Raw genomic sequence first — 23,458 nt, forward strand, 5'->3', positions numbered from 1 at the left:
TTAGCCTAACCTAATTAAATCTTGCCAGGGCGAGCGTCGGCGGGGCGGGCGGGGGTCAGGCCTCCTGCTCGCGCAGTTGCTCCTCGGTGAGGCCCTGACGCCAGTAGCCCACGAACACAACCCGGCCGCGGTCGAAGCCCCGCTCGCGCACGAAGTGCCGGCGCAGCTCCTTCACGCAGCCGGACTCGCCGGCGAGCCACACGTACGGCCGCTCGGCGGGCGGCAAGGCGGTGCCGCGCAGCGCGGACAGTGCCATGGGGGAGCCCTGCCCGGACGCCTCGTCGCGCACCAGCCAGGTGATCTCCGCGTCCGCCCGGGTGGTGACGTCCTGGATGTCCCCGGCGTGCGGCACCTCCAGCCACACCCGGGCGCGGGTGCCGGTCGGCAGCGACTCGACACCGGCCAGGGCGGCCGGTACCGCGGTCTCGTCGCCCCACATCACCACCAGGTCGGTGTCCCGCGGAGGACGGAACCGGATCGCCCGGTTGTCCGCGACGGCCGGGCCGAGCACCAGCACCCGGTCACCGGCGGCGGCGCGCGCGGCCCAGCGGGCGGCCGGACCGGCCTGCGCCGCAGCGTCCGGCTCGACGCCGTGCAGCACGAAGTCGATGTCGATCTCGGTGGTGTGCCCGCCGGCGTCCGCGCGCAGCGCCCGGAGCGTGTACGAGCGCATCACCGCCCGTACGTCGTCGGGGAGTTCACGCCAGCCCCGCCACCAGTCCTCGCCCAGCTCGACCGGCACCACCGGCGCGCTCTGGCCGGGGTGCGGCAGGAACAGCGACAGCGACTGGTCACGTCCGTCGGAGCGGAACGCGCGCAGATCGGGCCCGGCGAAACCGACCCGGACCATGGACGGCCCGAGCCGCTGCGTCCGCACGACCTGAAGGGAGAAGAAACGGAACGGGGAGGCGGCCACGGCGGTCGACATGAACACTCCTGGGTTCTCTGTCAGAGGGGCAGGCCGGCGTCAGGGGCGCGGGGACCGCGCGCCGCCACAACGCGACCGCAGTCCCCCACACAGAGCACCCCGACGGCGCTCCCCGCCCCGTCGGCGAAGCGCTACGCCACCTTCTTCGCGTCCTCGATCGCCTTGGCGAGATTCTCCAGCAGCGGCACGCACTTGTCGTAGGACAGGATCGGCTCGGGGGAGCGCGCGATGACCTGGCCGGCCTTGACGGCGGGCAGCTGCTTCCAGGTGCCCTCGGTGATGTCGGCGGGCTGGATGGTCGAGGAGCGGTCGTCCATCATGATGACGTCGGCCGGGTACTTGTCGACGTTCTCCCAGCTGAGGCTCTCGAACCAGCCGCCGCCCTGGGCCTTGGCCTTCTCGGGCGGCTCCACGAAGTTCACGCCGAGGGACTTGAAGTACTCCAGGTCCAGGGAGAGGTTGGTGCCGGAGACGTAGAACAGCTGGTCGCTCGCGGAGCCGGCCAGCACCTTGATCTCCGGGCGGGCCTTGGCGGCGGCGCGCAGCCGGGCCGCCGCGGCGTCGAACCGCTTCTTCGCCTCGGTGACACCGCTCGCCTTCACGTCCGCGCCGAGGGACTCGGCCAGCTCCAGCATGCGGCCGAGGGCCACGTCGAGCTTGCGGTCGTAGGCGGAGATGGCGACGCTCGGGGCGAGCTTGGCGATTTTGTCCTTGGACTCCTCCGGGACGTACCAGAGGGTGCCCGCGGCGTCGAACGTGGTGGAGATCAGGAGGTCCGGCGCGAGGGCGGCGTACTTCTCGACGTTGAACGAACCCCAGACGTTGCCGAGGACCGTGACCTTGCTGACGTCCATGTCGCCGGCCTGCACGTCCGGCTTGCCGTCCTTGGTCCTGGTCGGGCCGAAGACGCCCTTGACCCGGATGCCGTAGTCGTGCAGGGCGGCGCCGACGCCGGTGAAGGCGACGATGCTGGAGGGAACCTTGTCGAGTGCGACGGTCTTGCCGCGGTCGTCCTTGAACGACCAGGGACCGGACTTGGCGGCCGCCGTCTCGTCGCCGGAGCCACCGCTTTTCGCGTCGTCGTCGCCGCAGGCCGCGAGCACGGCCCCGAGACCGAGGGCGCCGCCCGCGGCCAGGATGCCGCGGCGAGTGGGGTGAGGGGCTCTGGCATTGGACATGGTGTGGCTGCTTTCGAACGGGGCGGAACGCCCGCCGGACAAGTCGAAGGTAGGTTAGCCTAACCTCATGTGGTGTCCAGTCGTGGGGTCCGTCACAGCGCACCTGCCCCTGACCTCGCCCCTCGATGCGCCGACCGGGCGCGAGCTGCGTCACGGCGAGGGCCGGACGAGGGTCGGTGGGGCTCAAAGGGTGTCAACTTCCGGCCAGCGCCGGTTCGTTCGGATACGCCGGACGGCCGGCCCGCGCCACGGTGGCGCGGGCCGGCCGTCCGGTCGCGGGTGCGGTCGCCGGGTGTCAGGTCGTCAGGCCCAGCTCGCGGGCGATCAGCAGCCGCTGGACCTCGCTCGTGCCCTCGCCTATCTCCAGGATCTTCGAGTCGCGCCACATGCGGGCCACCGGGTACTCGTTCATGAAGCCGTAGCCACCGTGGATCTGGGTCGCGTCACGGGCGTTGTCGACGGCGATCGTGGAGGAGTAGAGCTTCGCCAGGGCCGCCTCCTTCTTGAAGGGCTCTCCGGCGACCAGCCGGCTCGCCGCGTCCCGCCAGGCGAGGCGGGACGTGTGGGCCTTCATCTCCATGTCGGCGATCTTGAACTGGATCGCCTGGTTGGCGCCGATCGGACGGCCGAAGGCGTGACGTTCCTTCGCGTACTTGACCGACTCGTCCACGCAGCCCTGCGCCAGACCCGTGGCCAGCGCCGCGATGGCGATGCGGCCCTCGTCCAGGATGCGCAGGAACTGCGCGTAGCCCCGGCCCTCCTCGCCCAGCAGGTTGGCCGCCGGGACGCGGACGTCGGAGAAGGACAGCTCACGCGTGTCCGAGGCGTTCCACCCCACCTTCGAGTACGGCGCGGCCACCGTGAAGCCCGGCGTGCCCGACGGGACGATGACGGCCGAGATCTGCGGCCTGCCGTCCGGCTTGCGGCCGGTGACCGCCGTGACCGTGACCAGGCCGGTGATGTCGGTGCCCGAGTTGGTGATGAAGCACTTCGTGCCGTTGATGACCCACTCGTTCGTCGTCTCGTCCAGGCGCGCCGTCGTGCGCGTCGCGCCCGCGTCCGAGCCGCCGTCCGGCTCCGTCAGACCGAAGGCGCCCAGGATCTCGCCCGCGCACAGCCGGGGAAGCCACTGCCGCTTCTGCTCCTCCGTGCCGAACAGGTGGATCGGCATCGCGCCCAGCGAGACACCCGCCTCCAGGGTGATGGCGACCGACGAGTCCACCCGGGCCAGCTCCTCCAGGGCCACGCCCAGCGCGAAGTAGTCGCCGCCCATGCCGCCGTACTCCTCCGGGAACGGCAGGCCGAACAGGCCCATGCGGCCCATCTCCCGCACGATCTCGTACGGGAACTCGTGCCGCTCGTAGAAGTCGCCGATCTTCGGTGCGACGACGTCGTGTGCGAACTCCTCGACCGTGCGGCGGAGTTCTTCCAGTTCGGGGGAGAGCTTGTGGTCCATCGGTCTTCACTGCTCCTGGTGGGAGAGGGCACGGACGGTGCGGGACGGGCTGGGCCGGCCCAGCCGGCCGGCCATCCACGCGCTCGTGGCGACGAGACGGCCGAGGTCGACTCCTGTGTCGATGCCGAGGCCCCGCAGCATCCACACGAGGTCTTCGGTGGCGAGGTTGCCGGTCGCCGACCGTGCGTACGGGCAGCCGCCCAGGCCGCCCGCCGAGGCGTCGACGGTCGTGACACCGTGCTGGAGCGCCGCGAGGGTGTTGGCGAGCGCCTGGCCGTAGGTGTCGTGGAAGTGCACGCCGAGGACGTCGGTGGGCACCTGCGCCTCGGTCAGCGCGGAGAGGAGCGCCGCGACGTGGCCCGGGGTGGCCACGCCGATCGTGTCGCCGAGGCTCAGCTCGTCGCAGCCCATGGCGAGCAGCGTCCGGCACACCCGCACGACCTGCGGGACCGGCACCGGGCCCTCCCAGGGGTCGCCGAAGCACATCGACAGATAGCCGCGGACGTGGACGCCCTCCGCCTTCGCGCGGGCGACCACCGGCTCGAACATGGCGATCGCCTCGTCCACCGTGCGGTTCAGGTTGGCCCGCGCGAAGGACTCCGTGGCGCTGGCGAACACGGCGACCCGGCGGGCGCCGAGGGCCAGGGCGCGCTCCAGGCCGCGTTCGTTCGGCACCAGCACCGGCAGGGCCACCGGCAGGTCGGCGACGAGCGGGTACAGCTGCTCCGCGTCCGCCAGCTGGGGCACCCACTTGGGGTGCACGAAGCTGGTCGCCTCGACCGTCGTCAGGCCCGCGTCGGCGAGGCGGCGGACGAACTCCGCCTTGACCGGCGTGGGGACGGACTCCTTCTCGTTCTGCAGGCCGTCGCGCGGGCCCACCTCGTGGATCCGGACCCGGGCGGGCAGGCCGTCCGCCCGGACGGTCATCGGCAGGCCCAGCTCGGGGGTGCTCACGGCGCTTCCTCCCGCGCCGCCGAGGCGTCCGCGGGCGCGATCACCGCGAGCACCTGGTCCATGGCGACCGTGGTGCCCGGCGTGACGTCCAGCTCGGCGACCGTGCCGGCGTGCGGGGCGGAGATGACGTGCTCCATCTTCATCGCCTCGACGACCAGCAGGCTCTGACCGGCCGTCACCTCGTCGCCGACGGCCACCTTCACGACCGTGACCGTGCCCGGCATGGGTGCCGTGAGGGAGTCGGCACCGCCGTGGGCGGCGCGGGTCAGGGACGCGGCGACCGGGTCGTGGTCGCGCACGTGCCAGGCGTCGCCGTCGCGGCCGAGCCAGTCGCCCGCGCGGTGGAAGGCGTGCCGGACGCCGTCCAGCGTGACGGTCACCCGGTCCTCGGTGACGGTGTGCGTGCCGCGCGGGGTGTGCGTGACGGGGTCGCCCTGGGCCCGCAGCGGGAAGGACAGGGGCTTCGGCTGTCCGCCCAGCCGCCAGCCGGTCGGCACCGAGAACGGGTCCGTCCAGCCGTCGCCGCGCGGGCGCAGCGCGTCGAGCCGGACGGCCGCCGCGGCCTCGTAGACCTCCTCCGGGACGTCACCGCCGACGAGCCCGTCGACCTCCCGCTCCACCAGGCCCGTGTCCAGGTCGCCCGCCACGACCGCCGGGTGGGCCAGCAGCCGCCGCAGGAACCCGGCGTTGGTCTGCACGCCCAGCGTGACCGTCTCCGCGAGGGCCGCGCGCAGCCGGCGCAGCGCGGTCGCCCGGTCGGGACCGTACGCGATGACCTTCGACAGCATCGGGTCGTACAGGCTGCCGACCTCCGTGCCCTCGGTGAGGCCGGAGTCGGTGCGGACGCCGTCGCCCTGCGGTTCGCGCAGCCGCAGCACCGTGCCGCCCGACGGCAGGAAGCCGCGCGCCGGGTCCTCGGCGCAGATGCGGGCCTCCACCGCGTGCCCGGTGAGGCGGACGTCGTCCTGCCCGAACGCCAGCGGCTCGCCCGCCGCGACCCGCAGCTGCCACTCCACCAGGTCCAGGCCGGTGACCAGCTCGGTGACCGGGTGCTCGACCTGGAGGCGGGTGTTCATCTCCATGAAGTAGTACGACGACGGGTCGCCGCCGGGCACGATGAACTCCACCGTGCCCGCGCCGCGGTAGCCGCAGGAGCGGGCCGCCTGGACCGCCGCCTCGCCCATCGCCGCGCGCGTGGCCCCGTCGAGGAGCACGCTGGGCGCCTCCTCGATGATCTTCTGGTGGCGGCGCTGGAGGGAGCACTCGCGCTCGCCCAGGTGCACCACGTTGCCGTGGCCGTCGGCCAGGACCTGGATCTCGATGTGCCGGGGCCGGTCGATCCACCGCTCCACCAGGAGCGTGTCGTCGCCGAAGGAGGCGCGGGCCTCGCGGCGGGCGGCGGCGATCTCCTCCGCCAGCAGCGCCTCGTCCCGCACCAGGCGCATGCCCTTGCCGCCGCCGCCCGCCGACGGCTTCAGCAGCACCGGCATGCCGATCCCGCGGGCGGCCTCGGCCAGTTGGCCGTCGTCCAGCCCGCTGCCGCTCGACCCGGGCACCACCGGCACCCCGGCCGCCTGCACGGTCTCCTTGGCGCGGATCTTGTCGCCCATGAGGGCGATGGCGTCGGCGGGCGGCCCGATGAACACCAGGCCCGCCTCGGCGCAGGCGCGCGCGAAGCCGGCGTTCTCCGCGAGGAAGCCGTACCCGGGGTGCACCGCCTGGGCGCCCGTGCGGGCCGCCGCCTCCAGCAGGCGCTCGACGGACAGATAGCTCTCGGCGGCGGGCGCGGGCCCGATCCGTACCGCCGTGTCGGCCTCCCGCACGTGCCGGGCGTCGGCGTCCGCGTCGGAGTACACCGCCACCGAGCGCACGCCCAGGGCGCGCAGCGTACGGATGACCCGGACGGCGATCTCGCCGCGGTTGGCCACCAGGACTGTCTCGAACATGTTCGTCAGCTCCCCCTCACATCCGGAAGACGCCGAACTGGGGGTCACCCAGCGGCGCGTTCCCACAGGCCGTCAGCGCCAGGCCCAGGACCTGACGGGTCTCCAGCGGGTCGATCACGCCGTCGTCCCAGAGGCGGGCCGTCGCGTAGTAGGCGCTGCCCTGCCGCTCGTACTGGGCGCGGACCGGGGCCTTGAAGGCCTCTTCCTCCTCGGCCGGCCAGTCCTCGCCGCGGGCCTCCAGCTGGTCCCGCTTGACGGTCGCCAGGACCGAGGCGGCCTGCTCGCCGCCCATCACCGAGATCTTGGCGTTGGGCCACATCCACAGGAAGCGCGGGGAGTAGGCCCGGCCGCACATCGAGTAGTTCCCCGCGCCGTACGACCCGCCGACCACCACCGTCAGCTTCGGCACGCGCGTGCACGCCACCGCCGTGACCATCTTGGCGCCGTGCTTGGCGATGCCGCCCGCCTCGTAGTCCTTGCCGACCATGAAGCCGGAGATGTTCTGCAGGAACACCAGCGGGATGCCGCGCTGGTCGCACAGCTCGACGAAGTGGGCGCCCTTCTGGGCGGACTCGGAGAACAGGATGCCGTTGTTGGCGACGATCCCCACGGGGTGCCCGTGAATGCGGGCGAAGCCGGTGACGAGGGTCTGCCCGAACTCCGACTTGAACTCGGCGAACCGCGAGCCGTCCACCACGCGCGCGATGATCTCCCGCACGTCGTAGGGGGTGCGGGAGTCCACCGGCACCGCCCCGTACAGCCCGTACGGGTCGACCTTCGGCTCGACCGCGGGGCGCACCTCCCAGGGCAGCTCCCCGCGCGCGGGGAGCGTGGACACGATGGTGCGCACGATCCGCAGCGCGTGCTCGTCGTCCTCAGCGAGGTGGTCCGTCACGCCCGACACCCGCGCGTGCACCTCGCCGCCGCCGAGCTCCTCGGCGGTGACGACCTCGCCGGTGGCCGCCTTCACCAGCGGCGGGCCGCCCAGGAAGATCGTGCCCTGGTTGCGGACGATGACCGCCTCGTCGCTCATGGCGGGCACGTACGCGCCGCCGGCCGTGCAGGAGCCGAGCACGGCCGCGATCTGGGGGATCCCGGCGCCGGACATGCGGGCCTGGTTGTAGAAGATCCGCCCGAAGTGGTCGCGGTCGGGGAACACCTCGTCCTGCATCGGCAGGAACGCGCCCCCGGAGTCCACCAGGTACAGGCAGGGCAGGCGGTTCTCCAGCGCCACCTCCTGCGCGCGCAGGTGCTTCTTGACCGTCATCGGGTAGTACGTGCCGCCCTTGACGGTCGCGTCGTTCGCCACGATCACGCACTCGCGTCCCGCGACCCGGCCGATGCCGGCGATCACCCCGGCGGCCGGGGCCTGCCCGTCGTACAGCCCGTCGGCGGCCAGTGGTGCCAGTTCGAGGAAGGGCGAGCCGGGGTCGAGCAATGTGTCCACCCGGTCGCGCGGCAGCAGCTTGCCGCGCGCGGTGTGCCGGGCGCGCGCCTTCTCGCCGCCGCCGAGCCGCGCCGCGGCCAGCTTGGCGCGCAGCTCCTCGACGAGGGCGCGGTGCGCCTCCTCGTTGGCCCGAAAGGCCTCCGACGCGGGGTCGGCCGCGCTGTGAAGCTCCGGTGCCTCGTGCATCCTGCGGGTCCCCTCACCTTGTTAATGAGCGTTAACGCATTTCGTACAGGTTAACGACCGCTAACCTCCCTGTCTAGAATTGTGGGCATGGCCATGAGAACCGACGCCCCCACCCGTCGCGAGCAGATCCTCAAGGAGGCCGCCCGGCTGTTCGCCGAGCGCGGCTTCCACGGCGTCGGAGTCGACGAGATAGGCGCCGCCGTGGGCATCAGCGGCCCCGGTCTCTACCGGCACTTCGCGGGCAAGGACGCGATGCTCGCCGAGCTGCTGGTCGGCATCAGCGGATCGCTGCTGACCGGCGGCAGACGGCGGGTGGCCGAGTCGGCGGGCGACCCGGAGGCGGTCCTCGACTCGCTGATCGAGGGGCACATCGACTTCGCGCTCGACGACCGCCCGCTCATCACCCTGCACGACCGCGAGCTGGACCGCCTCCGGGACACCGACCGCAAGCTGGTCAGGCAGCTCCAGAGGCAGTACGTCGAGCTGTGGGTGGAGGTCGTCCGGAAGGTGTATCCGGCGCTGGCCGAACCGGCGGCGCGCTCGGCGGTCCACTCGGTGTTCGGCCTGCTCAACTCCACCCCCCACCTGGGCCGCGCGGGCACCCTCCCGGGCCGGGGCGCGACGGCGGAGCTGCTGCACCGGATGGCCCGGGGCGCCTTCGCGGCCGCGGGGGCCTGATGCCGTCGAGGTGAGTGACGAGGGTTACGCCTCTCCCGGTCTGGACGACGGCTCCTACTCGCCGGTACCTTGAGAAGTGAGCAAGCGCTTAGCCATGGGTGCGCGGCCGTCGGCCGGGGACCCTCGGCGGCGGTCGACCAGGTACGCGAGAGCGGCGCCGGTTCAGGCGCGAAGGAGGGCGGCGGCGTGCGCCGTACGGTGTTCAACGAGGATCACGAGGCGTTCCGGGAGACCCTTCGCGCCTTCATCGAGGCCGAGGTCGTCCCCGTCTACGACGAGTGGTTCGCGGCCGGCCAGGCGCCGCGCGAGTTCTACTACAAGCTCGGCGAGCTGGGCGTCTTCGGGATCAACGTCCCCGAGGAGTTCGGCGGCGCGGGCATGGACAGCCACAAGTTCGAGGCCGTCCTGTACGAGGAGACCGCCCGCGCGGGCGTCCAGTTCGGCGGCTCCGGCGTGCACGTGCTGCTCGCCCTGCCCTACATCAAGATGCTGGCCACCGACGAGCAGAAGAAGCGCTACCTGCCGAAGTTCGTCACCGGCGAGGAGATGTGGGCCATCGCGATGACCGAGCCGGGCACCGGCTCCGACCTCGCGGGCATGAAGACCACCGCCAGGCTCAGCGAGGACGGCACGCACTACGTCCTCAACGGCGCCAAGACCTTCATCACCGGCGGCGTCCACGCCGACAAGGTCATCGTCTGCGCCCGCACCTCCCCGCCCACCGCCGAGGACCGCCGCTTCGGCATCTCCCTGTTCGCGGTGGACACCAAGTCCGAGGGCTACTCCGTCGGCCGCAAGCTGGACAAGCTGGGCCTGCGCACCTCCGACACCGCGGAGCTGGCCTTCGTCGACGTCAAGGTGCCCGTCGAGGACCTGCTCGGCGAGGAGAACAAGGGCTTCTCCTACCTCGGCCACAACCTCGCCTCCGAGCGCTGGGGCATCGCCTTCGGCGCCTACGCGCAGGCCAAGGCCGCCATCCGGTTCACCAAGCAGTACGTGCAGGAGCGCACCGTCTTCGGCAAGCCCGTCGCCCACTTCCAGAACACCAAGTTCGAGCTGGCCGCCTGCCAGGCCGAGGTGGACGCCGCCGAGGCCGTCGCCGACCGGGCGACCGAGGCCCTCGACGCCGGTGAGCTGACCCCGGCCGAGGCCGCCAGCGCCAAGCTGTTCTGCACCGAGGTCGCGCACCGCGTCATCGACCGGTGCCTCCAGCTGCACGGCGGCTACGGCTACATGAACGAGTACCCGATCGCCCGCCTGTACGCGGACAACCGGGTCAACCGCATCTACGGCGGCACCAGCGAGATCATGAAGACGATCATCGCCAAGGCCATGGGCCTGTAGGGCCCGCGACGGCCCGGCACCGATCCCCATGAGTGAGGCACTGCAGGACCTGCTCGATCTGCTCGACCTGGAGCGGATCGAGCAGGACATCTTCCGGGGCCGCTCCCGGTCCGCCGTCGTCCCGCGCGTCTTCGGCGGCCAGGTCGCGGCCCAGGCCCTGGTCGCCGCGGGCCGCACGGTCCCCGGCGACCGGCTCGCGCACTCCCTGCACGCGTACTTCCTGCGGCCGGGCGACCCGGACGCGCCCATCGTCTACAACGTCGACCGCCTCCGCGACGGCCGGTCCTTCACCACCCGCCGCGTGGTCGCCGTCCAGCACGGCAAGCCGATCTTCGGCCTGTCGGCGTCCTTCCAGACGTACGAGGAGGGCCTCGACCACCAGGCGCCGATGCCGCCCGCGCCCGACCCGGCGACGCTGCCCACCTCCGAGGAGCGGCTGCGCGGCTACCGGCACCTCGACCCGGAGACCGTGGAGCGGTTCGTGGAGGCGCGCGCGGCGGTCGACCTGCGGTACGTCGACGACCCGCCGTTCGGCCGGTTCGGCGAGACGCGCGAGCCGCACTCGCAGGTGTGGTTCCGCACCAACGGCAAACTCGCGGACGACCCCCTGCTGCACGTCGTGCTCGCCACCTACGTCTCCGACATGACGCTGCTGGACTCGGTGCTGCTCGCGCACGGCCGCGGCGGCTGGGCCGTCGGCGACGTGGTCGGCGCCTCCCTGGACCACGCCATGTGGTTCCACCGCCCGTTCCGCGCCGACGAATGGCTGCTGTACGACCAGCAGTCGCCGTCCGCGCACGGCGGGCGGGGCCTGGGCCAGGCCCGCATCTACACGCAGGACGGCAGGCTCGCCATCTCGGTCATCCAGGAAGGCCTGGTGCGCGTCCCCCGGGAGCACTGAGGGACCGGGACCGCTGAGAAGAGGTCCCAGCCGCCGAACCCGGTCGCCGGTGCGCAGCCGCGGGGCCTCAGCCGGTGAGGCCGGCCTCCGACAGCAGGTACGCCGTCATCGGGTCGTAGTGGCGCGGGCTCACCACGTGGTCGTCCAGGGGGACCGCCACCTGCACGGTCCCCTCCGCCTCGGCGAGGAACAGCGCCGGGTCGTTGCAGTCGGCGTAGCCCACGGAGTCGACGCCGTGCTGCCCCGCGCAGCCCGCCCAGCCGTGGTCGGCGACCACCAGGTCCGGCAGCGGGCGGCCCTCGCGCTCCAGGCCGGTCAGGACGGCCTTCATCGGCTCACCGGAGTGCGTGTGCCACAGCGTGGCGCCGTGCTCCAGCACCGCCACGTCCGCGAACTGCATGACGTACCCCTCGTCGGTGCGCAGCCCGTCCGGGATCACCACGATGTCGCAGCCCGCGGCGCGCAGCGCGGCGGCCGTGGCGCGGTGCACGTCCAGCAGCCCGCCGGGGTGGCCGGTCGCGAACAGCACCCGCTGCCCGCCGTCCGCCGCCTTGCGCAGCCGGGCCGCCAGGCGCTCCAGCCCGGCCACGGTCAGCTCGGGGTCGATGGTGTCCTGCCCGTACCGGTGTCCGGGGTCGTCGCTGACGCCGACCCGCTCGGCCATCACCGCGAGCACGTCCTGCTCGTCGGTCCAGCGGTCGCCGAGTTCCAGGCCGAGCCAGAAGTGGCGGTCGCCGTTGGCCAGCTTCCGGTAGTGCGAGAGGTTGTTCTCGCGCGGCGTGGCGACTTCGCCCGCGATACGGGTCCTGACGAGGTGTTCGACGAGTTCGGCGCGGCTGGGCGTCCCGGGTATCGGCATGCCTCCCATTGTGAGGCAGGCACCTGCGGCACACCCCGGTGTCCCGCCCGCTGGGACGCGGGTCACGCGGCCCGGCCGGTCACACCTGCCGCAGGGCGAACCACAGCTCCATCCGTACGTCCGGATCGTCCAGGTCCGCCTCCAGCAGCGCCGCGCAGCGGGCGATCCGCTGCCGGACGGTGTTGCGGTGCACGGACAGCGCGACCGCGGTACGGTCCCAGCTGCCGTGCAGGGAGAGCCAGGTGCGCAGCGTCTCGGTGAGGGCGGGCGTGGCGGCGACCGGCGCGAGCAGGGCGCGGGCGTGCGCCTCGGCCTCGTCCGGCGGGACCAGCGCGGCCAGGCCCGCGCGGTCGCCGTGCCGGGCCAGCGCCGTCCGGGTGGCGCGGGCCCGGCCCAGGGCGCGGGCGGCCTGCGCGTCGGCGGCGGACAGGTCGCGCGGGCCGACGGCGGCGCTCACGCCGAGCGTCCAGCCGGGCTGCGGCACCGGTTCCGGGCCGGACGCCAGGACGACCCGTACGGCGTCGCGGCCCAGGTCGACCAGCGGGGAGCCGAGGGCGGCGCCGAGCGCGGAGGCGGCGACGGCGTCGGGGGCGGTGCCCGAGGCGGGCCGGGCGTGCACGACGCGCCAGCCTCTGCCGCCCGCGCCGCCCGCGTCACCGGCGTCACCCGCGCCGGTGCCCCGGAGCAGGGGTGCCACGTCCTCGGGCCGGGCGCCCAGCAGCAGCCGTACCAGCGCGGCGGACCGGGCCGCCCCCGTGCCGCTCTGGTGCTCGCCCGTCAGCAGTGACAGCAGGACGGCGGCGACGGAGGCGATGGTGTGGTCCCCGGCCTCCCGCCGCGGCGCGGCCACCCCCAGCACGAAGCCCTGCCCGGCGCCGAGGGCGTAGGCGGCGAGACGGCTGCCCGGGACGGTGTCGGTGGCCGAGGCGGGGACGGGGCCGGTGGCCGGGGCGTGGCTCGGGGACGGCTCCGGGGGCCGGACGACCCGTGCCAGCTGCGCCAGCGCCCGCCGCGTCCGCTCGTCCACCGGGCGCCCCGCCGCCGCGATCTCCGCGCCGTCCGGGCCGTACAGCACCGCCCGGCCGCCCAGCCGGCGGGCCACTTGGCGCAGGACCGACGGCACCGGGTCCGGGCGGGACGCCGCTGCCGCCAGGCTCTGCTGCGCCTCGGTGACGCGGCGCAGCTCGGCCAGGCGGGCCTCGGCCATCAGCTGCCAGACCGCGCGGGCCACGCCCGAGAACGTGGTCTGCGGCGGCACCTCCAGCAGCGGCAGCCCGTGCCGCTCGCACGCCGCGACCAGCGCGCTCGGCACCGTGTCGTGCACGGGCGCCACCCCGAACCCCAGGGCCGCGCCGCCCGCCGCGACGATCCGGGCGACGTACGCGTCGAAGTAGGCGCCGCCGTCCGCCCCCTCCGGCACGTGCACGCCCGCCGTCAGCAGCAGCTCGCCGCCCAGCAGGTACGGGTACGGGTCGGCCATCTCCGAGGCGTGCGCCCAGTGGACCGCGGCACCCGGGTCGTCCGGCCCGGCGATCCGGCGCAGCCCCAGGTCCTCGCGGGCCAGCAGGGCGGTCAGCGGGACGGGCGGGGTCGGGGGCGTGGCGGGAACGGCCGGCTCGGACATGGTGGACGTTTCCTCCAGTGAAGTGCTCTGTGGTGGATGAAACGTACACTTCCCGTACCGCAGGATGGCCACTTAGCGTCAAACGGAGGCCCGAGCCCGTATCCGGCCCGGGAGACCCGTACCGCGAAACCGCCGTACCAGCAGTCCGTAGGAGGCACCCTTCCCATGAGCAGCACCGACACGCCGCGCGGCCCCGTCGACTCCTCCCGCGTCCCGCGGTACGCCGGTCCCGCGACCTTCGCCCGGCTGCCCCGCCTCGACGAGGTGGGCACCGCCGACGTCGCCGTGGTGGGCGTGCCGTTCGACTCGGGCGTCTCCTACCGGCCGGGCGCCCGCTTCGGCGGCAACGCGATCCGCGAGGCGTCCCGGCTGCTGCGCCCCTACAACCCGGCGCAGGACGCCTCCCCGTTCGCCCTCGCGCAGGTCGCCGACGGCGGTGACATCGCCGTGAACCCGTTCAACATCAACGAGGCCGTGGAGACGATCGAGGCGGCGGCCGACGACCTGCTCGGCACGGGCGCGCGCCTGATGACGCTCGGCGGCGACCACACCATCGCGCTGCCGCTGCTGCGCTCGGTCGCGAAGAAGCACGGCCCGGTGGCGCTGCTGCACTTCGACGCGCACCTCGACACCTGGGACACGTACTTCGGCGCCGAGTACACCCACGGCACCCCGTTCCGCCGGGCGGTGGAGGAGGGCATCCTCGACACCTCCGCGCTGTCCCACGTCGGCACGCGCGGCCCGCTGTACGGCAAGCAGGACCTCACCGACGACGAGAAGATGGGCTTCGGCATCGTCACCTCGGCGGACGTCTACCGCCGCGGCGCCGACGAGGTCGCCGACCAGCTGCGCCGGCGCATCGGCGACCGCCCGCTGTACATATCCATCGACATCGACTGCCTCGACCCGGCCCACGCGCCCGGCACCGGCACGCCCGAGGCGGGCGGCATGACCTCCCGCGAGCTGCTGGAGATCCTGCGCGGGCTGGCCTCCTGCGACCTGGTCTCCGCGGACGTGGTGGAGGTGGCGCCCGCGTACGATCACGCGGAGATCACGTCGGTGGCGGCGTCGCACACGGCGTACGAACTGACCACCATCATGTCCCGCCAGATCGCCGCGGCACGCGAGGAGAACGAGGGCCCGTGACCCACGACCACGACTTGGTGCTCCGTCCGACGCCGGCCCAGACGGAGGCCGCGCTGAACCCGCCCTCCGGCCGCATCGGCGGGGACCTGGTCGTGGAGACGCTGGCCGGGCTGGGCGCGACGACCGTCTTCGGACTGCCCGGCCAGCACGCGCTGGGCATGTTCGACGCCCTGCGCCGCTCGGATCTCCGTTACGTCGGCTTCCGGACGGAGAACAACGCGGGGTTCGCGGCGGACGCCTACGGCCGGATCACGGGCGAGGCGGCGCCGCTGCTGCTGTCGGCGGGCCCCGGCGCCCTGATGTCCCTCCCGGCGCTCCAGGAGGCGGCGGCGGCCTCCGCGCCCGTGCTGGCGATCGGCGGCCAGGTCCCGACGGCGGGCCTGGGCGGCGGCCGCCACGGCTACCTGCACGAACTCCCCGACCAGGCGGCCTCGTTCCGGGGCGTGGTGAAGTCGGTCCACACGGTCCGCACCCCGTCCCAGATCCCGTCCGCGATCGCGGCGGCCTGGAAGTCGGCGCTGACGGTCCCGCACGGCCCGGTGTGGGTGGAGATCCCGCAGGACGTGCTGCTGGCCACGACGACGCTCCCCGTGGTCACGGCGCTGGACGCGACACCTGACGAACTGCCCCCGCGCCCCGAACTGACGGCGCTGGCCGCCCACTTGCTGTCCACGGCGTCCCGCCCGGTGATCGTCGCGGGCGGGGGAGTGGTGCGGTCGGACGCGTCGGGCAAGCTGCGGAAGCTGGCGGAGCGGATCCAGGCGCCGGTCGTCACGACGCCCGGCGGCAAGGGCGCGTTCCCCTGGACGCACCCCCTGTCGCTCCAGTCCTGGCTGGAGGACCGCCACACGACGGACTTCCTGGAGGACGCGGACGTCCTGCTGGTGGTCGGCTCGGGCCTGGGCGAACTGTCCTCCAACTACCACACGCTCCGGCCGCGGGGCCGCGTCGTCCAGATCGAGGCGGACGCGGGCAAGCTGGAGTCCAACCACCCGGCGCTGGGCATCCACGCGGACGCGCGACTGGCGCTCCAGGCGCTGCTGGAAACGGTGCCGCCGCGCCAGGACGAGACGGCGCGGGAGCGGGTCCGCGAGCTGCTGTCCCGGGTGTCCGGCCGCATCGCGTCCCAGGGACTCACCCTGGAGCAGGACGTGCTGGCCGCGGTCCGCGGGGCGCTGCCCGCCGCGTCCCCGTCCTTCTGGGACATGACGATCCTGGCCTACTGGGCGTGGTCGGCCTTCGACGCCAAGGGCCCCAACACGATGCACTCGGCGCAGGGCGCGGGCGGCCTCGGCTACGGCTTCCCGGCGGCCCTGGGCGCGGCCGTCGCCGATCCCACGCGCCCGGTCCTGGCGGTGTCGGGCGACGGCGGCGCACTGTACTCGATCGCCGAGCTGGCGACGGCGAAGCAGTACGACCTGCCGGTCACCTGGCTGATCGTGGACGACGGCGGCTACGGCATCCTGCGCGAGTACATGACGGACGCCTTCGGCGAGCCGACGGGAACGGAACTGACCGGCCCGGACTTCACGGCCCTGGCGGAGTCCTTCGGCGTCCCGGGCGTCCGCACCAGTCCGCAGACGCTGGAGGCCGACCTGGCGAAGGCGCTGGCGTCACCGGGGCCGTCGGTGGTGGTGCTTCCGGCGGAGCTGCGGATGTTCGGGGCGACGCATCGGGGGACGGGCGAGCGGCCGGACGCCGCCGGCGGCTGAAGGCCCCGGAGAAGCGGGCGGGGAAGGTGACCGGTCACCGGCCCGCGCGGCGGGTGGCGCCGCCGGGCTCCGTGTGACGGGGAGCCCGGGGGCCGCAGTTCCTGTCGCCGGCTACCAGATCGACTCCACCCACTCCGGGTGGTCGATGAACGGGTTGCGGTTGTGCTGGTAGCGGTCGTAGATGAGCTGGTTGCGGCGCTCCTCGAAGGCGTCCGGCGGGTCCTGGACGTTCCACTGCTTCAGTACCGACAGGCGGCCGTGGAACGGGACGCTGCTGTTGGTGACCGTGTCGTTGGGCTCCAGGTCGGGCCAGCTGTCGTCGCCCTCGTAGCGGACGGCCATGTACAGGATCATGCGGGCCACGTCGCCCTTGACGGCGTCGCGGGGCTCGAAGGAGTTCGCGTCGGTCAGGCTGCCGCCGGAGTTGGTGAAGCTGCTGCCGCCGGTGTCGAAGTCCTTGTTGCCGCGGATGCTGTTGACCTGGACGTCCTCGGGGCGCAGGTGGTGCAGGTCGGTGCCGGGGCCGGCGGTGGTGCCGAAGTCGCCGTGCGACTGCGCCCACACGTGCTCCCGGTTCCAGTTGCCCGCGCTGCCGCCGTTCAGCGTCTTGCTGCGGGAGATGCCGGAGTAGATCAGCTTGACGTTGCCGGCGTTGGCCGGGTCCTGGTCGGTGACCTTGAGGGCCTCCCAGACCGCCGTGTACGACAGCTTGGTCTGGTCGTCGATGATCCCGTGCAGCGCGGTCTTCAGCTGCGTTCCGGACTTGCCGAGGGCGGCGGCGTAGTACGTGGAGTCGTACGCCGTCGTCGTCGCCGCGGCCGGGGACGCGGTCAGGGCGGGGAAGGTCACGCCGACGAGGGCGGCCGACGTGACGAGGGCGAGCGTCTTCCAGCGGCGGCGTGCGGGTGTCACGGGCATGGGGGAGTCCCATCTACGCGGGATGGAGCGGCCATCCGAGAGAGTGACATGGACATGTATGCCGGGGGGTGAAGAGGGCGTGTCGAATGCGTGTCGGTGCGGGGCAAGTGGCGCGCATCGCGGGCGCGTTGGCGTACAAGGCGGTCGGTCGGGGGCGGGAGCCCCCCGCGCTCGGCGGCCCGCTTCCTGCGCTCGCCCCCGCGCTCGGTGCGACGGGATGAAATCCGGCCCCCGCCGTGTTGGTGCCTTCCGGAAGATCAGGACGATCGGAGGGCACCGGCGTGACACCGCAACGGGGATGGGCACGACGACTGGCGGGATACGCCTGGCGGTATCGCAAGGACGTCGTGCTGGCCCTCGGGTCCTCCCTCGCCGGCATGGCCGTGACGGCCGTCGTCCCGCTGATCACCAAAGTGATCATCGACGACGTCATCGGTGACGGCAGCCGCGCCATGGCCCCCTGGGCGGGCGCCCTGATCGGCGCCGCCCTCGTCGTCTACGTCCTCACCTACATCCGCCGCTACTACGGCGGCCGGCTCGCCCTCGACGTCCAGCACGACCTGCGGACGGAGATGTACGCGACGATCACCCGTCTCGACGGGCGGCGGCAGGACGAGCTGTCCACCGGGCAGGTCGTCGGGCGCGCCACCAGCGACCTCCAGCTGATCCAGAGCCTGCTGTTCATGCTCCCGATGACCATCGGGAACTTCATGCTGTTCCTGATCTCCCTGGCCGTCATGGCCTGGCTGTCCCTGCCGCTCACCCTGGTCGCGCTCGCCGTGGCGCCCGCCATCTGGATCATCGCCAAGCGCAGCCGCACCCGGCTGCACCCGGCCACCTGGTACGCCCAGGCGCAGGCCGCCGCGGTCGCGGGCGTGGTCGACGGCGCCGTCAGCGGCGTCCGCGTGGTCAAGGGCTTCGGGCAGGAGGACCAGGAGACCGGCAAGCTGCGCGAGGTCGGCCGCAGGCTGTTCGCCGGGCGGCTGCGCACCGTACGGCTGAACAGCAGGTACACCCCCGCCCTGCAGGTCGTGCCCGCGCTCGGCCAGGTCGCGATGCTCGCCCTCGGCGGGTGGCTCGCGGTGCGCGGCAACATCACCCTCGGCACGTTCGTCGCGTTCTCCACCTACCTCGCGCAGCTCGTCGGCCCGGTCCGGATGCTCGCCATGGTCCTCACCGTCGGGCAGCAGGCCCGCGCCGGCACCGAACGCGTCCTGGAGCTGATCGACACCGAGCCGTCCCTGGCCGACGGCACCAAGGAGCTGCCCGCCGACGCGCCCGCGACCGTCGAGTTCGACGACGTGACCTTCGGCTACGACGACGACCGCCCGGTTCTCGACGGCCTGTCCTTCACGATCCGCCCCGGTGAGACCCTCGCCGTCGTCGGCTCCTCCGGCTCCGGGAAGTCCACCGTCTCCCTGCTCCTGCCGCGCTTCTACGACGTCACGCGCGGCGCCGTCCTGGTCGGCGGGCACGACGTGCGCGAGCTGACCCTGGAGTCGCTGCGGGCCGCGATCGGCCTCGTCCCGGAGGACTCCTTCCTGTTCTCCGACACCGTCCGCAACAACATCGCCTACGGCCGCCCCGACGCCACCGACGAGGAGATCGAGGCCGCCGCGCGCGCCGCCCAGGCCGACCGGTTCGTCGCCGACCTGCCCGACGGCTACGACACGACGGTCGGCGAGCACGGCCTGACCCTCTCCGGCGGCCAGCGCCAGCGCATCGCGCTCGCCCGCGCCATCCTCAGCGACCCGCGCCTGCTCGTCCTGGACGACGCCACGTCCGCCGTCGACGCCCGCGTCGAGCACGAGATCCACGAGGCGCTGGCGCACGTCATGCGGGGCCGTACGACGCTGCTGATCGCGCACCGCCGCTCCACCCTCAACCTCGCCGACCGCATCGCCGTCCTCGACGGCGGCCGGCTCGCCGACATCGGCACCCACGACGAACTCCAGGAGCGGTGCCCCCTGTACCGGCGCCTGCTCACCGACCCGGACGAGCTGGGCGGCGTCTCCCCGGGCCACGCCCAGCCGTCCGTGGCCCGCGAGGACACCTCCGTACGGGACGAACTGGACGCGGAGTTCGACGCCGAGCGCGGTATCACGCCCCGGCTGTGGGCGGGCGAGCGCGAGCCCAGGGACCCGGCGATGGACGGCTCCCCGGCCACCCCGGAGCTTCTCGCGCAGGTGGCGGCGCTGCCGCCCGCGACCGACGTGCCGGACGTCGACGAGGGCCGCGCGGTCCGGCCGGAGGAGTCGTACGGGCTGCGCCGCCTGCTGCGCGGCTTCGGCCTGCCGCTGCTGGTCAGCCTCGCGCTGGTCGCCGCCGACGCGGGCATGGGCCTGCTGCTGCCGGTGCTGATCCGGCACGGCATCGACGAGGGCGTCACCGAGCTGTCCCTCGGCGCGGTGTGGACGGCGTCACTGCTCGCCCTGCTCGCGGTGACCGTCCAGTGGGCCGCGCAGACCGGCGAGATCCGCATGACCGGCCGCACCGGCGAACGCGTCCTGTACGCGCTGCGCCTGAAGATCTTCGCCCAGCTCCAGCGCCTCGGGCTCGACTACTACGAGCGCGAGCTGACCGGCCGCATCATGACCCGGATGACGACCGACGTCGACGCGCTGTCGACGTTCCTGCAGACCGGCCTGGTCACCGCGTTCGTCTCGGTGGTCACCTTCTTCGGCATCATGGCCGCCCTCCTGGTCATCGACGTGCAGCTCGCGCTGGTGGTGTTCGCCACGCTGCCGCCGCTGATCGTCGCCACGTTCTTCTTCCGCCGGGCGAGCGTCAAGGCGTACGAACTGGCCCGTGAGCGGGTCTCCGCCGTCAACGCCGACCTCCAGGAGTCGGTGTCCGGGCTGCGCATCGTGCAGGCGTTCGGGCGCGAGCGGGACGGCGGCAGGCGGTTCGCGGAGCGCAGCGACAGCTACCGGCGCGCCCGTGTCCACGGCCAGTGGCTGATCTCCGTCTACTTCCCGTTCGTGCAGTTCCTGTCGTCCGCCGCCGCTGCCGCCGTCCTGGTCGTCGGCGGCATGCGCATCGACGACGGCACCCTCACCACCGGCGCGCTGGTGGCGTACCTGCTCTACATCGACCTGTTCTTCGCGCCCGTGCAGCAGCTCTCCCAGGTCTTCGACGGTTACCAGCAGGCGTCCGTCTCGCTCGGCCGCATCCAGGAACTGCTGCGCGAGCCGACCTCCACCAAGGTCCCCGACCGGCCCCTCGACGTCCCGTCCCTGCGCGGCGACATCGCCTTCGAGGACGTGCACTTCTCCTACGGCGACGACGAGGAGGCGCTGACCGGCATCGACCTGCGCATCCCCGCCGGGCAGACCGTCGCCTTCGTCGGCGAGACCGGCGCCGGGAAGTCGACGCTGGTGAAGCTGGTGGCCCGGTTCTACGATCCGACCCGCGGCCGGGTCACCGTCGACGGCACGGACCTGCGCGCCCTCGACCTCACCTCCTACCGGCACCGGCTCGGCGTCGTCCCACAGGAGGCGTACCTCTTCCAGGGCACCGTCCGCGACGCCATCGCCTACGGCCGCCCCGGCGCCACCGACGCCGAGGTGGAGGCGGCGGCCCGCGCGGTCGGCGCGCACGAGATGATCGCCACCCTGGAGGGCGGCTACCTCCACGAGGTCGCCGAGCGGGGCCGCAACCTGTCCGCCGGGCAACGGCAGTTGATCGCGCTGGCCCGCGCCGAACTGGTCGACCCGGACATCCTGCTCCTGGACGAGGCGACGGCCGCGCTCGACCTGGCCACCGAGGCCCAGGTCAACCAGGCCACCGACCGGCTCGCGGGCCGCCGTACCACCCTCGTCGTCGCGCACCGGCTGACCACGGCGGCCCGCGCCGACCGCGTCGTCGTCATGGACCACGGCCGGGTCGCCGAGGACGGCACCCACGAGGAACTGCTGGCGCGCGACGGGCGCTACGCCGCACTGTGGCGGACGTTCGTCGGCCAGGCCGAGCCCGGGGAACCCGTCGCCGCGTCCCGCTGACGGCCGTGCAACCATCCCGCATACGCCCCGCGTCCGTACACCCGTACGCCAAGTCGCCGGGGTGACAGCGCGGAAGGAGCCACAGTGGGCGGTCGAGCGGGTGGTGGCGTGGGCGGCACCGGCGGGGCGATACGCAGGCGGTGCGCGCTGGGCCTGGCGGTCCTGGCCGCGGGCGGGCTGCTCGCGGTGGCCGCGCCGGGCGAGGCACAGGCCGCCGCGCACTGCTCGGGCCGCAAGGTCCGCACCCTGCCGTTCTCCACGGGCTCGGTGGCCGTCTACAAGCGGGACGGCTACGTCTGCGCCGTGACGCTGCCCGAGAAGCCCGGCACCAGGCGGAAGATGATGGTCAGCGTGCGGGCGCGCGGTGGCCGCCCCGTCGTCGACGAGGGCCGGTTCACCCACCGGGCGGGCCCGGTGACCGTGCACGCCGGACAGCGCTGCGTGTGGGTGAAGGGCAGCGTGGCGCGCGGCTCGGTCAGTTCCGGCTGGATCCTGTGCTGACCGGTTCCTCTGCGGAACCACAGGTTTCTCACGGCCAATTGCCGGTTTCCCCTGGTGCCCGCCGGGTTGCTCCGATAGCTTCCGGCGCACATCTGTTCTCATCCAGGGAGGGTGCATGCGCAAGGCGCTCAGATCGCTGCTGGCGCTCACCATGCTCGTCGGCACCGTGGGCACGGCGACAGCGGCCACCGCCGCCGAGCCGGAAGCCACCAGTGCCGCCACCGGCACGACCGACATCAAGGACAGGCTGCTGTCCATACCGGGCATGAGCCTCACGGAGGAGAAGCCGTACCCCGGTTACCGCTTCTTCGTCCTCAGGTACACCCAGCCGGTCGACCACCGGAACCCGGCGAAGGGCACCTTCCAGCAGCGGATCACCGTGCTGCACAAGGACGTCTCGCGCCCCACGGTCTTCTACACCGGCGGCTACAACGTCTCCACGAACCCCGGCCGCCGCGAGCCCACGCAGATCGTGGACGGCAACCAGGTCTCCATGGAGTACCGCTTCTTCACCCCGTCCCGGCCCGAGCCGGCCGACTGGTCCAAGCTGGACATCTGGCAGGCCGCCAGCGACCAGCACCGCATCTTCGAGGCGCTCAAGCCCCTCTACCCCCGGAACTGGATCTCCACGGGCGGCTCCAAGGGCGGCATGACCGCCACCTACTACGAGCGTTTCTACCCGCGGGACATGGACGGCGTCGTCGCCTACGTCGCCCCCAACGACATCGTGAACAAGGAGGACTCGGCCTACGACCGGTTCTTCGCCCGCGTCGGCACCGAGGAGTGCCGCGACCGGCTGAACGCCGTGCAGCGCGAGGCGCTGGTGCGCCGCGAGCCGCTGAAGGAGAAGTACGAGGCGCTCGCCGCCGAGAACGGCTACACCTTCGACACCATCGGCAGCCTGGACCGCGCCTACGAGGCGGTCGTCCTGGACTACGTGTGGGGCTTCTGGCAGTACAGCACCCTGAAGGACTGCGCGGACATCCCGGCCGACGCGAAGAACGCCACCGACGACGAGATCTGGACGTCCGTCGACACCGTCTCCGGCTTCTCCTTCTACACCGACCAGGGCCTCGCCCCGTACACGCCGTACTACTACCAGGCCGGCACGCAGCTCGGCGCGCCGACGATCCGGTTCCCGCACATCGAGGCCGAGTACATCCGCTACGGCTACCAGCCGCCGCGGAACTTCGTGCCGCGCTCCATCCCGATGACGTTCCAGCCGTCGGCGATGCGGGACGTGGACACCTGGGTGCGCCAGAACGCGCGGCACATGCTGTTCGTCTACGGCGAGAACGACCCGTGGGGCGCCGAGCCGTTCCGCCTCGGGCACGGCGCGCGCGACTCGTACGTGTTCACCGCGCCCGGCATGAACCACGGCGCGAACGTCGCCGGGCTGGTCGCCGAGGAGAAGGCGTTCGCCACGGCGCGCATCCTCGAGTGGGCCGGTGTCGCGTCCGCCGCGGTGCAGGCCGACCCGGCGGCGGCGAAGCCGCTGGCGAAGTACGACGCCAAGCTCGACAAGCGGGACCTGCGGCGGGAGGCCACGCTGCGCCCGTGAGAGGGCGGGCGGCCCGGCCCACCGGGACGCTGTTGGTTAATCCGGGCCGTGATGCTTCGCCCCGTCGAGTTGCTCGGCGGGGCGAAGCCTTGCGAAGTGGCTGGTGCGGGTGCGGGCC

General features: G+C 73.0%; 17 protein-coding genes. 8 read left to right on the forward strand and 9 right to left on the reverse strand.

Features of this window, described 5'->3' with window-relative positions; all coding sequences use genetic code 11:
• Positions 1-55: 55 nt before the first annotated feature.
• The 6 genes from AB0M97_RS11395 to AB0M97_RS11420 form a co-directional block, all read right to left on the reverse strand.
• Positions 56-928, reverse strand: coding sequence for a siderophore-interacting protein (locus tag AB0M97_RS11395; protein ID WP_365960550.1), 873 nt, complete (start codon positions 926-928; stop codon positions 56-58).
• A gap of 131 nt (positions 929-1,059) precedes the next feature.
• Positions 1,060-2,106, reverse strand: a complete 1,047-nt coding sequence (locus AB0M97_RS11400) for an ABC transporter substrate-binding protein (RefSeq protein ID WP_365960551.1) — start codon at positions 2,104-2,106, stop codon at positions 1,060-1,062.
• A gap of 295 nt (positions 2,107-2,401) precedes the next feature.
• Positions 2,402-3,562 (reverse strand): acyl-CoA dehydrogenase family protein, encoded by a 1,161-nt coding sequence (locus tag AB0M97_RS11405; RefSeq protein ID WP_365960552.1) that lies wholly within the window; start codon positions 3,560-3,562, stop codon positions 2,402-2,404.
• 6 nt (positions 3,563-3,568) lie between these two features.
• Positions 3,569-4,516 carry a hydroxymethylglutaryl-CoA lyase gene (locus AB0M97_RS11410; protein WP_365960553.1) on the reverse strand — a complete coding sequence of 316 codons (948 nt, stop codon included), beginning with the start codon at positions 4,514-4,516 and terminating at the stop codon, positions 3,569-3,571.
• Positions 4,513-6,462, reverse strand: coding sequence for an acetyl-CoA carboxylase biotin carboxylase subunit (locus AB0M97_RS11415; RefSeq protein ID WP_365960554.1), 1,950 nt, complete (start codon positions 6,460-6,462; stop codon positions 4,513-4,515). The genes AB0M97_RS11410 and AB0M97_RS11415 overlap by 4 nt, the downstream gene beginning before the upstream one ends.
• Positions 6,463-6,478: 16 nt before the next feature.
• The gene (locus AB0M97_RS11420) at positions 6,479-8,095 is read right to left on the reverse strand and encodes a carboxyl transferase domain-containing protein (RefSeq protein WP_365960555.1); all 1,617 of its coding nucleotides are present in this window, start codon (positions 8,093-8,095) and stop codon (positions 6,479-6,481) included.
• 87 nt (positions 8,096-8,182) lie between these two features.
• Between AB0M97_RS11420 and AB0M97_RS11425 the strand changes: the two genes are divergently transcribed.
• The 3 genes from AB0M97_RS11425 (at position 8,183) to AB0M97_RS11435 (ending at position 11,018) form a co-directional block, all read left to right on the forward strand.
• Positions 8,183-8,773 (forward strand): TetR/AcrR family transcriptional regulator, encoded by a 591-nt coding sequence (locus tag AB0M97_RS11425; RefSeq protein WP_365960556.1) that lies wholly within the window; start codon positions 8,183-8,185, stop codon positions 8,771-8,773.
• Between the two features lie 186 nt (positions 8,774-8,959).
• A complete protein-coding gene (locus AB0M97_RS11430; protein ID WP_365960557.1) occupies positions 8,960-10,117 on the forward strand; it encodes an acyl-CoA dehydrogenase family protein in 1,158 nt (385 codons plus the stop codon).
• Positions 10,118-10,145: 28 nt separating this feature from the next.
• Positions 10,146-11,018, forward strand: coding sequence for an acyl-CoA thioesterase II (locus AB0M97_RS11435; protein ID WP_365960558.1), 873 nt, complete (start codon positions 10,146-10,148; stop codon positions 11,016-11,018).
• Between the two features lie 67 nt (positions 11,019-11,085).
• Here AB0M97_RS11435 and AB0M97_RS11440 read toward each other — a convergent pair whose 3' ends face one another.
• Together AB0M97_RS11440 and AB0M97_RS11445 are read right to left on the reverse strand one after the other, a co-directional pair.
• Entirely contained in the window at positions 11,086-11,877 is a 792-nt protein-coding gene (locus AB0M97_RS11440; RefSeq protein WP_365960559.1) for a phosphatase, read from the reverse strand.
• A 79-nt stretch (positions 11,878-11,956) separates the two neighbouring features.
• Entirely contained in the window at positions 11,957-13,501 is a 1,545-nt protein-coding gene (locus AB0M97_RS11445; RefSeq protein ID WP_365960561.1) for a PucR family transcriptional regulator ligand-binding domain-containing protein, read from the reverse strand.
• A gap of 165 nt (positions 13,502-13,666) precedes the next feature.
• Between AB0M97_RS11445 and speB the strand changes: the two genes are divergently transcribed.
• Positions 13,667-14,647, forward strand: a complete 981-nt coding sequence (gene speB / locus AB0M97_RS11450; protein ID WP_365960562.1) for an agmatinase — start codon at positions 13,667-13,669, stop codon at positions 14,645-14,647.
• Positions 14,644-16,359: a thiamine pyrophosphate-binding protein gene (locus AB0M97_RS11455; RefSeq protein WP_365960563.1), complete on the forward strand. Its 1,716-nt coding sequence runs from the start codon at positions 14,644-14,646 to the stop codon at positions 16,357-16,359. Before speB ends, AB0M97_RS11455 begins: the two co-directional genes overlap by 4 nt.
• 111 nt (positions 16,360-16,470) lie before the next feature.
• Here the strand turns inward: AB0M97_RS11455 and AB0M97_RS11460 are convergent, their stop codons facing one another.
• Entirely contained in the window at positions 16,471-17,277 is an 807-nt protein-coding gene (locus AB0M97_RS11460) for an endonuclease (protein WP_365960564.1), read from the reverse strand.
• Positions 17,278-17,558: 281 nt separating this feature from the next.
• On the opposite strand from AB0M97_RS11460, the gene AB0M97_RS11465 reads away from it, so the two are divergent.
• From AB0M97_RS11465 to AB0M97_RS11475, 3 genes are all read left to right on the forward strand, one after another.
• A complete protein-coding gene (locus tag AB0M97_RS11465; RefSeq protein WP_365960565.1) occupies positions 17,559-21,278 on the forward strand; it encodes an ABC transporter ATP-binding protein in 3,720 nt (1,239 codons plus the stop codon).
• A 108-nt stretch (positions 21,279-21,386) separates the two neighbouring features.
• Positions 21,387-21,779, forward strand: coding sequence for a hypothetical protein (locus AB0M97_RS11470; RefSeq protein ID WP_365960577.1), 393 nt, complete (start codon positions 21,387-21,389; stop codon positions 21,777-21,779).
• A 115-nt stretch (positions 21,780-21,894) separates the two neighbouring features.
• Complete coding sequence (locus AB0M97_RS11475; RefSeq protein WP_365960567.1) at positions 21,895-23,340, forward strand: S28 family serine protease; 1,446 nt, start codon at positions 21,895-21,897, stop codon at positions 23,338-23,340.
• Positions 23,341-23,458: the final 118 nt, after the last annotated feature.

Origin of the sequence: Streptomyces sp. NPDC051207, from assembly GCF_040682395.1 — a bacterium.
Lineage (GTDB): Bacteria > Actinomycetota > Actinomycetes > Streptomycetales > Streptomycetaceae > Streptomyces.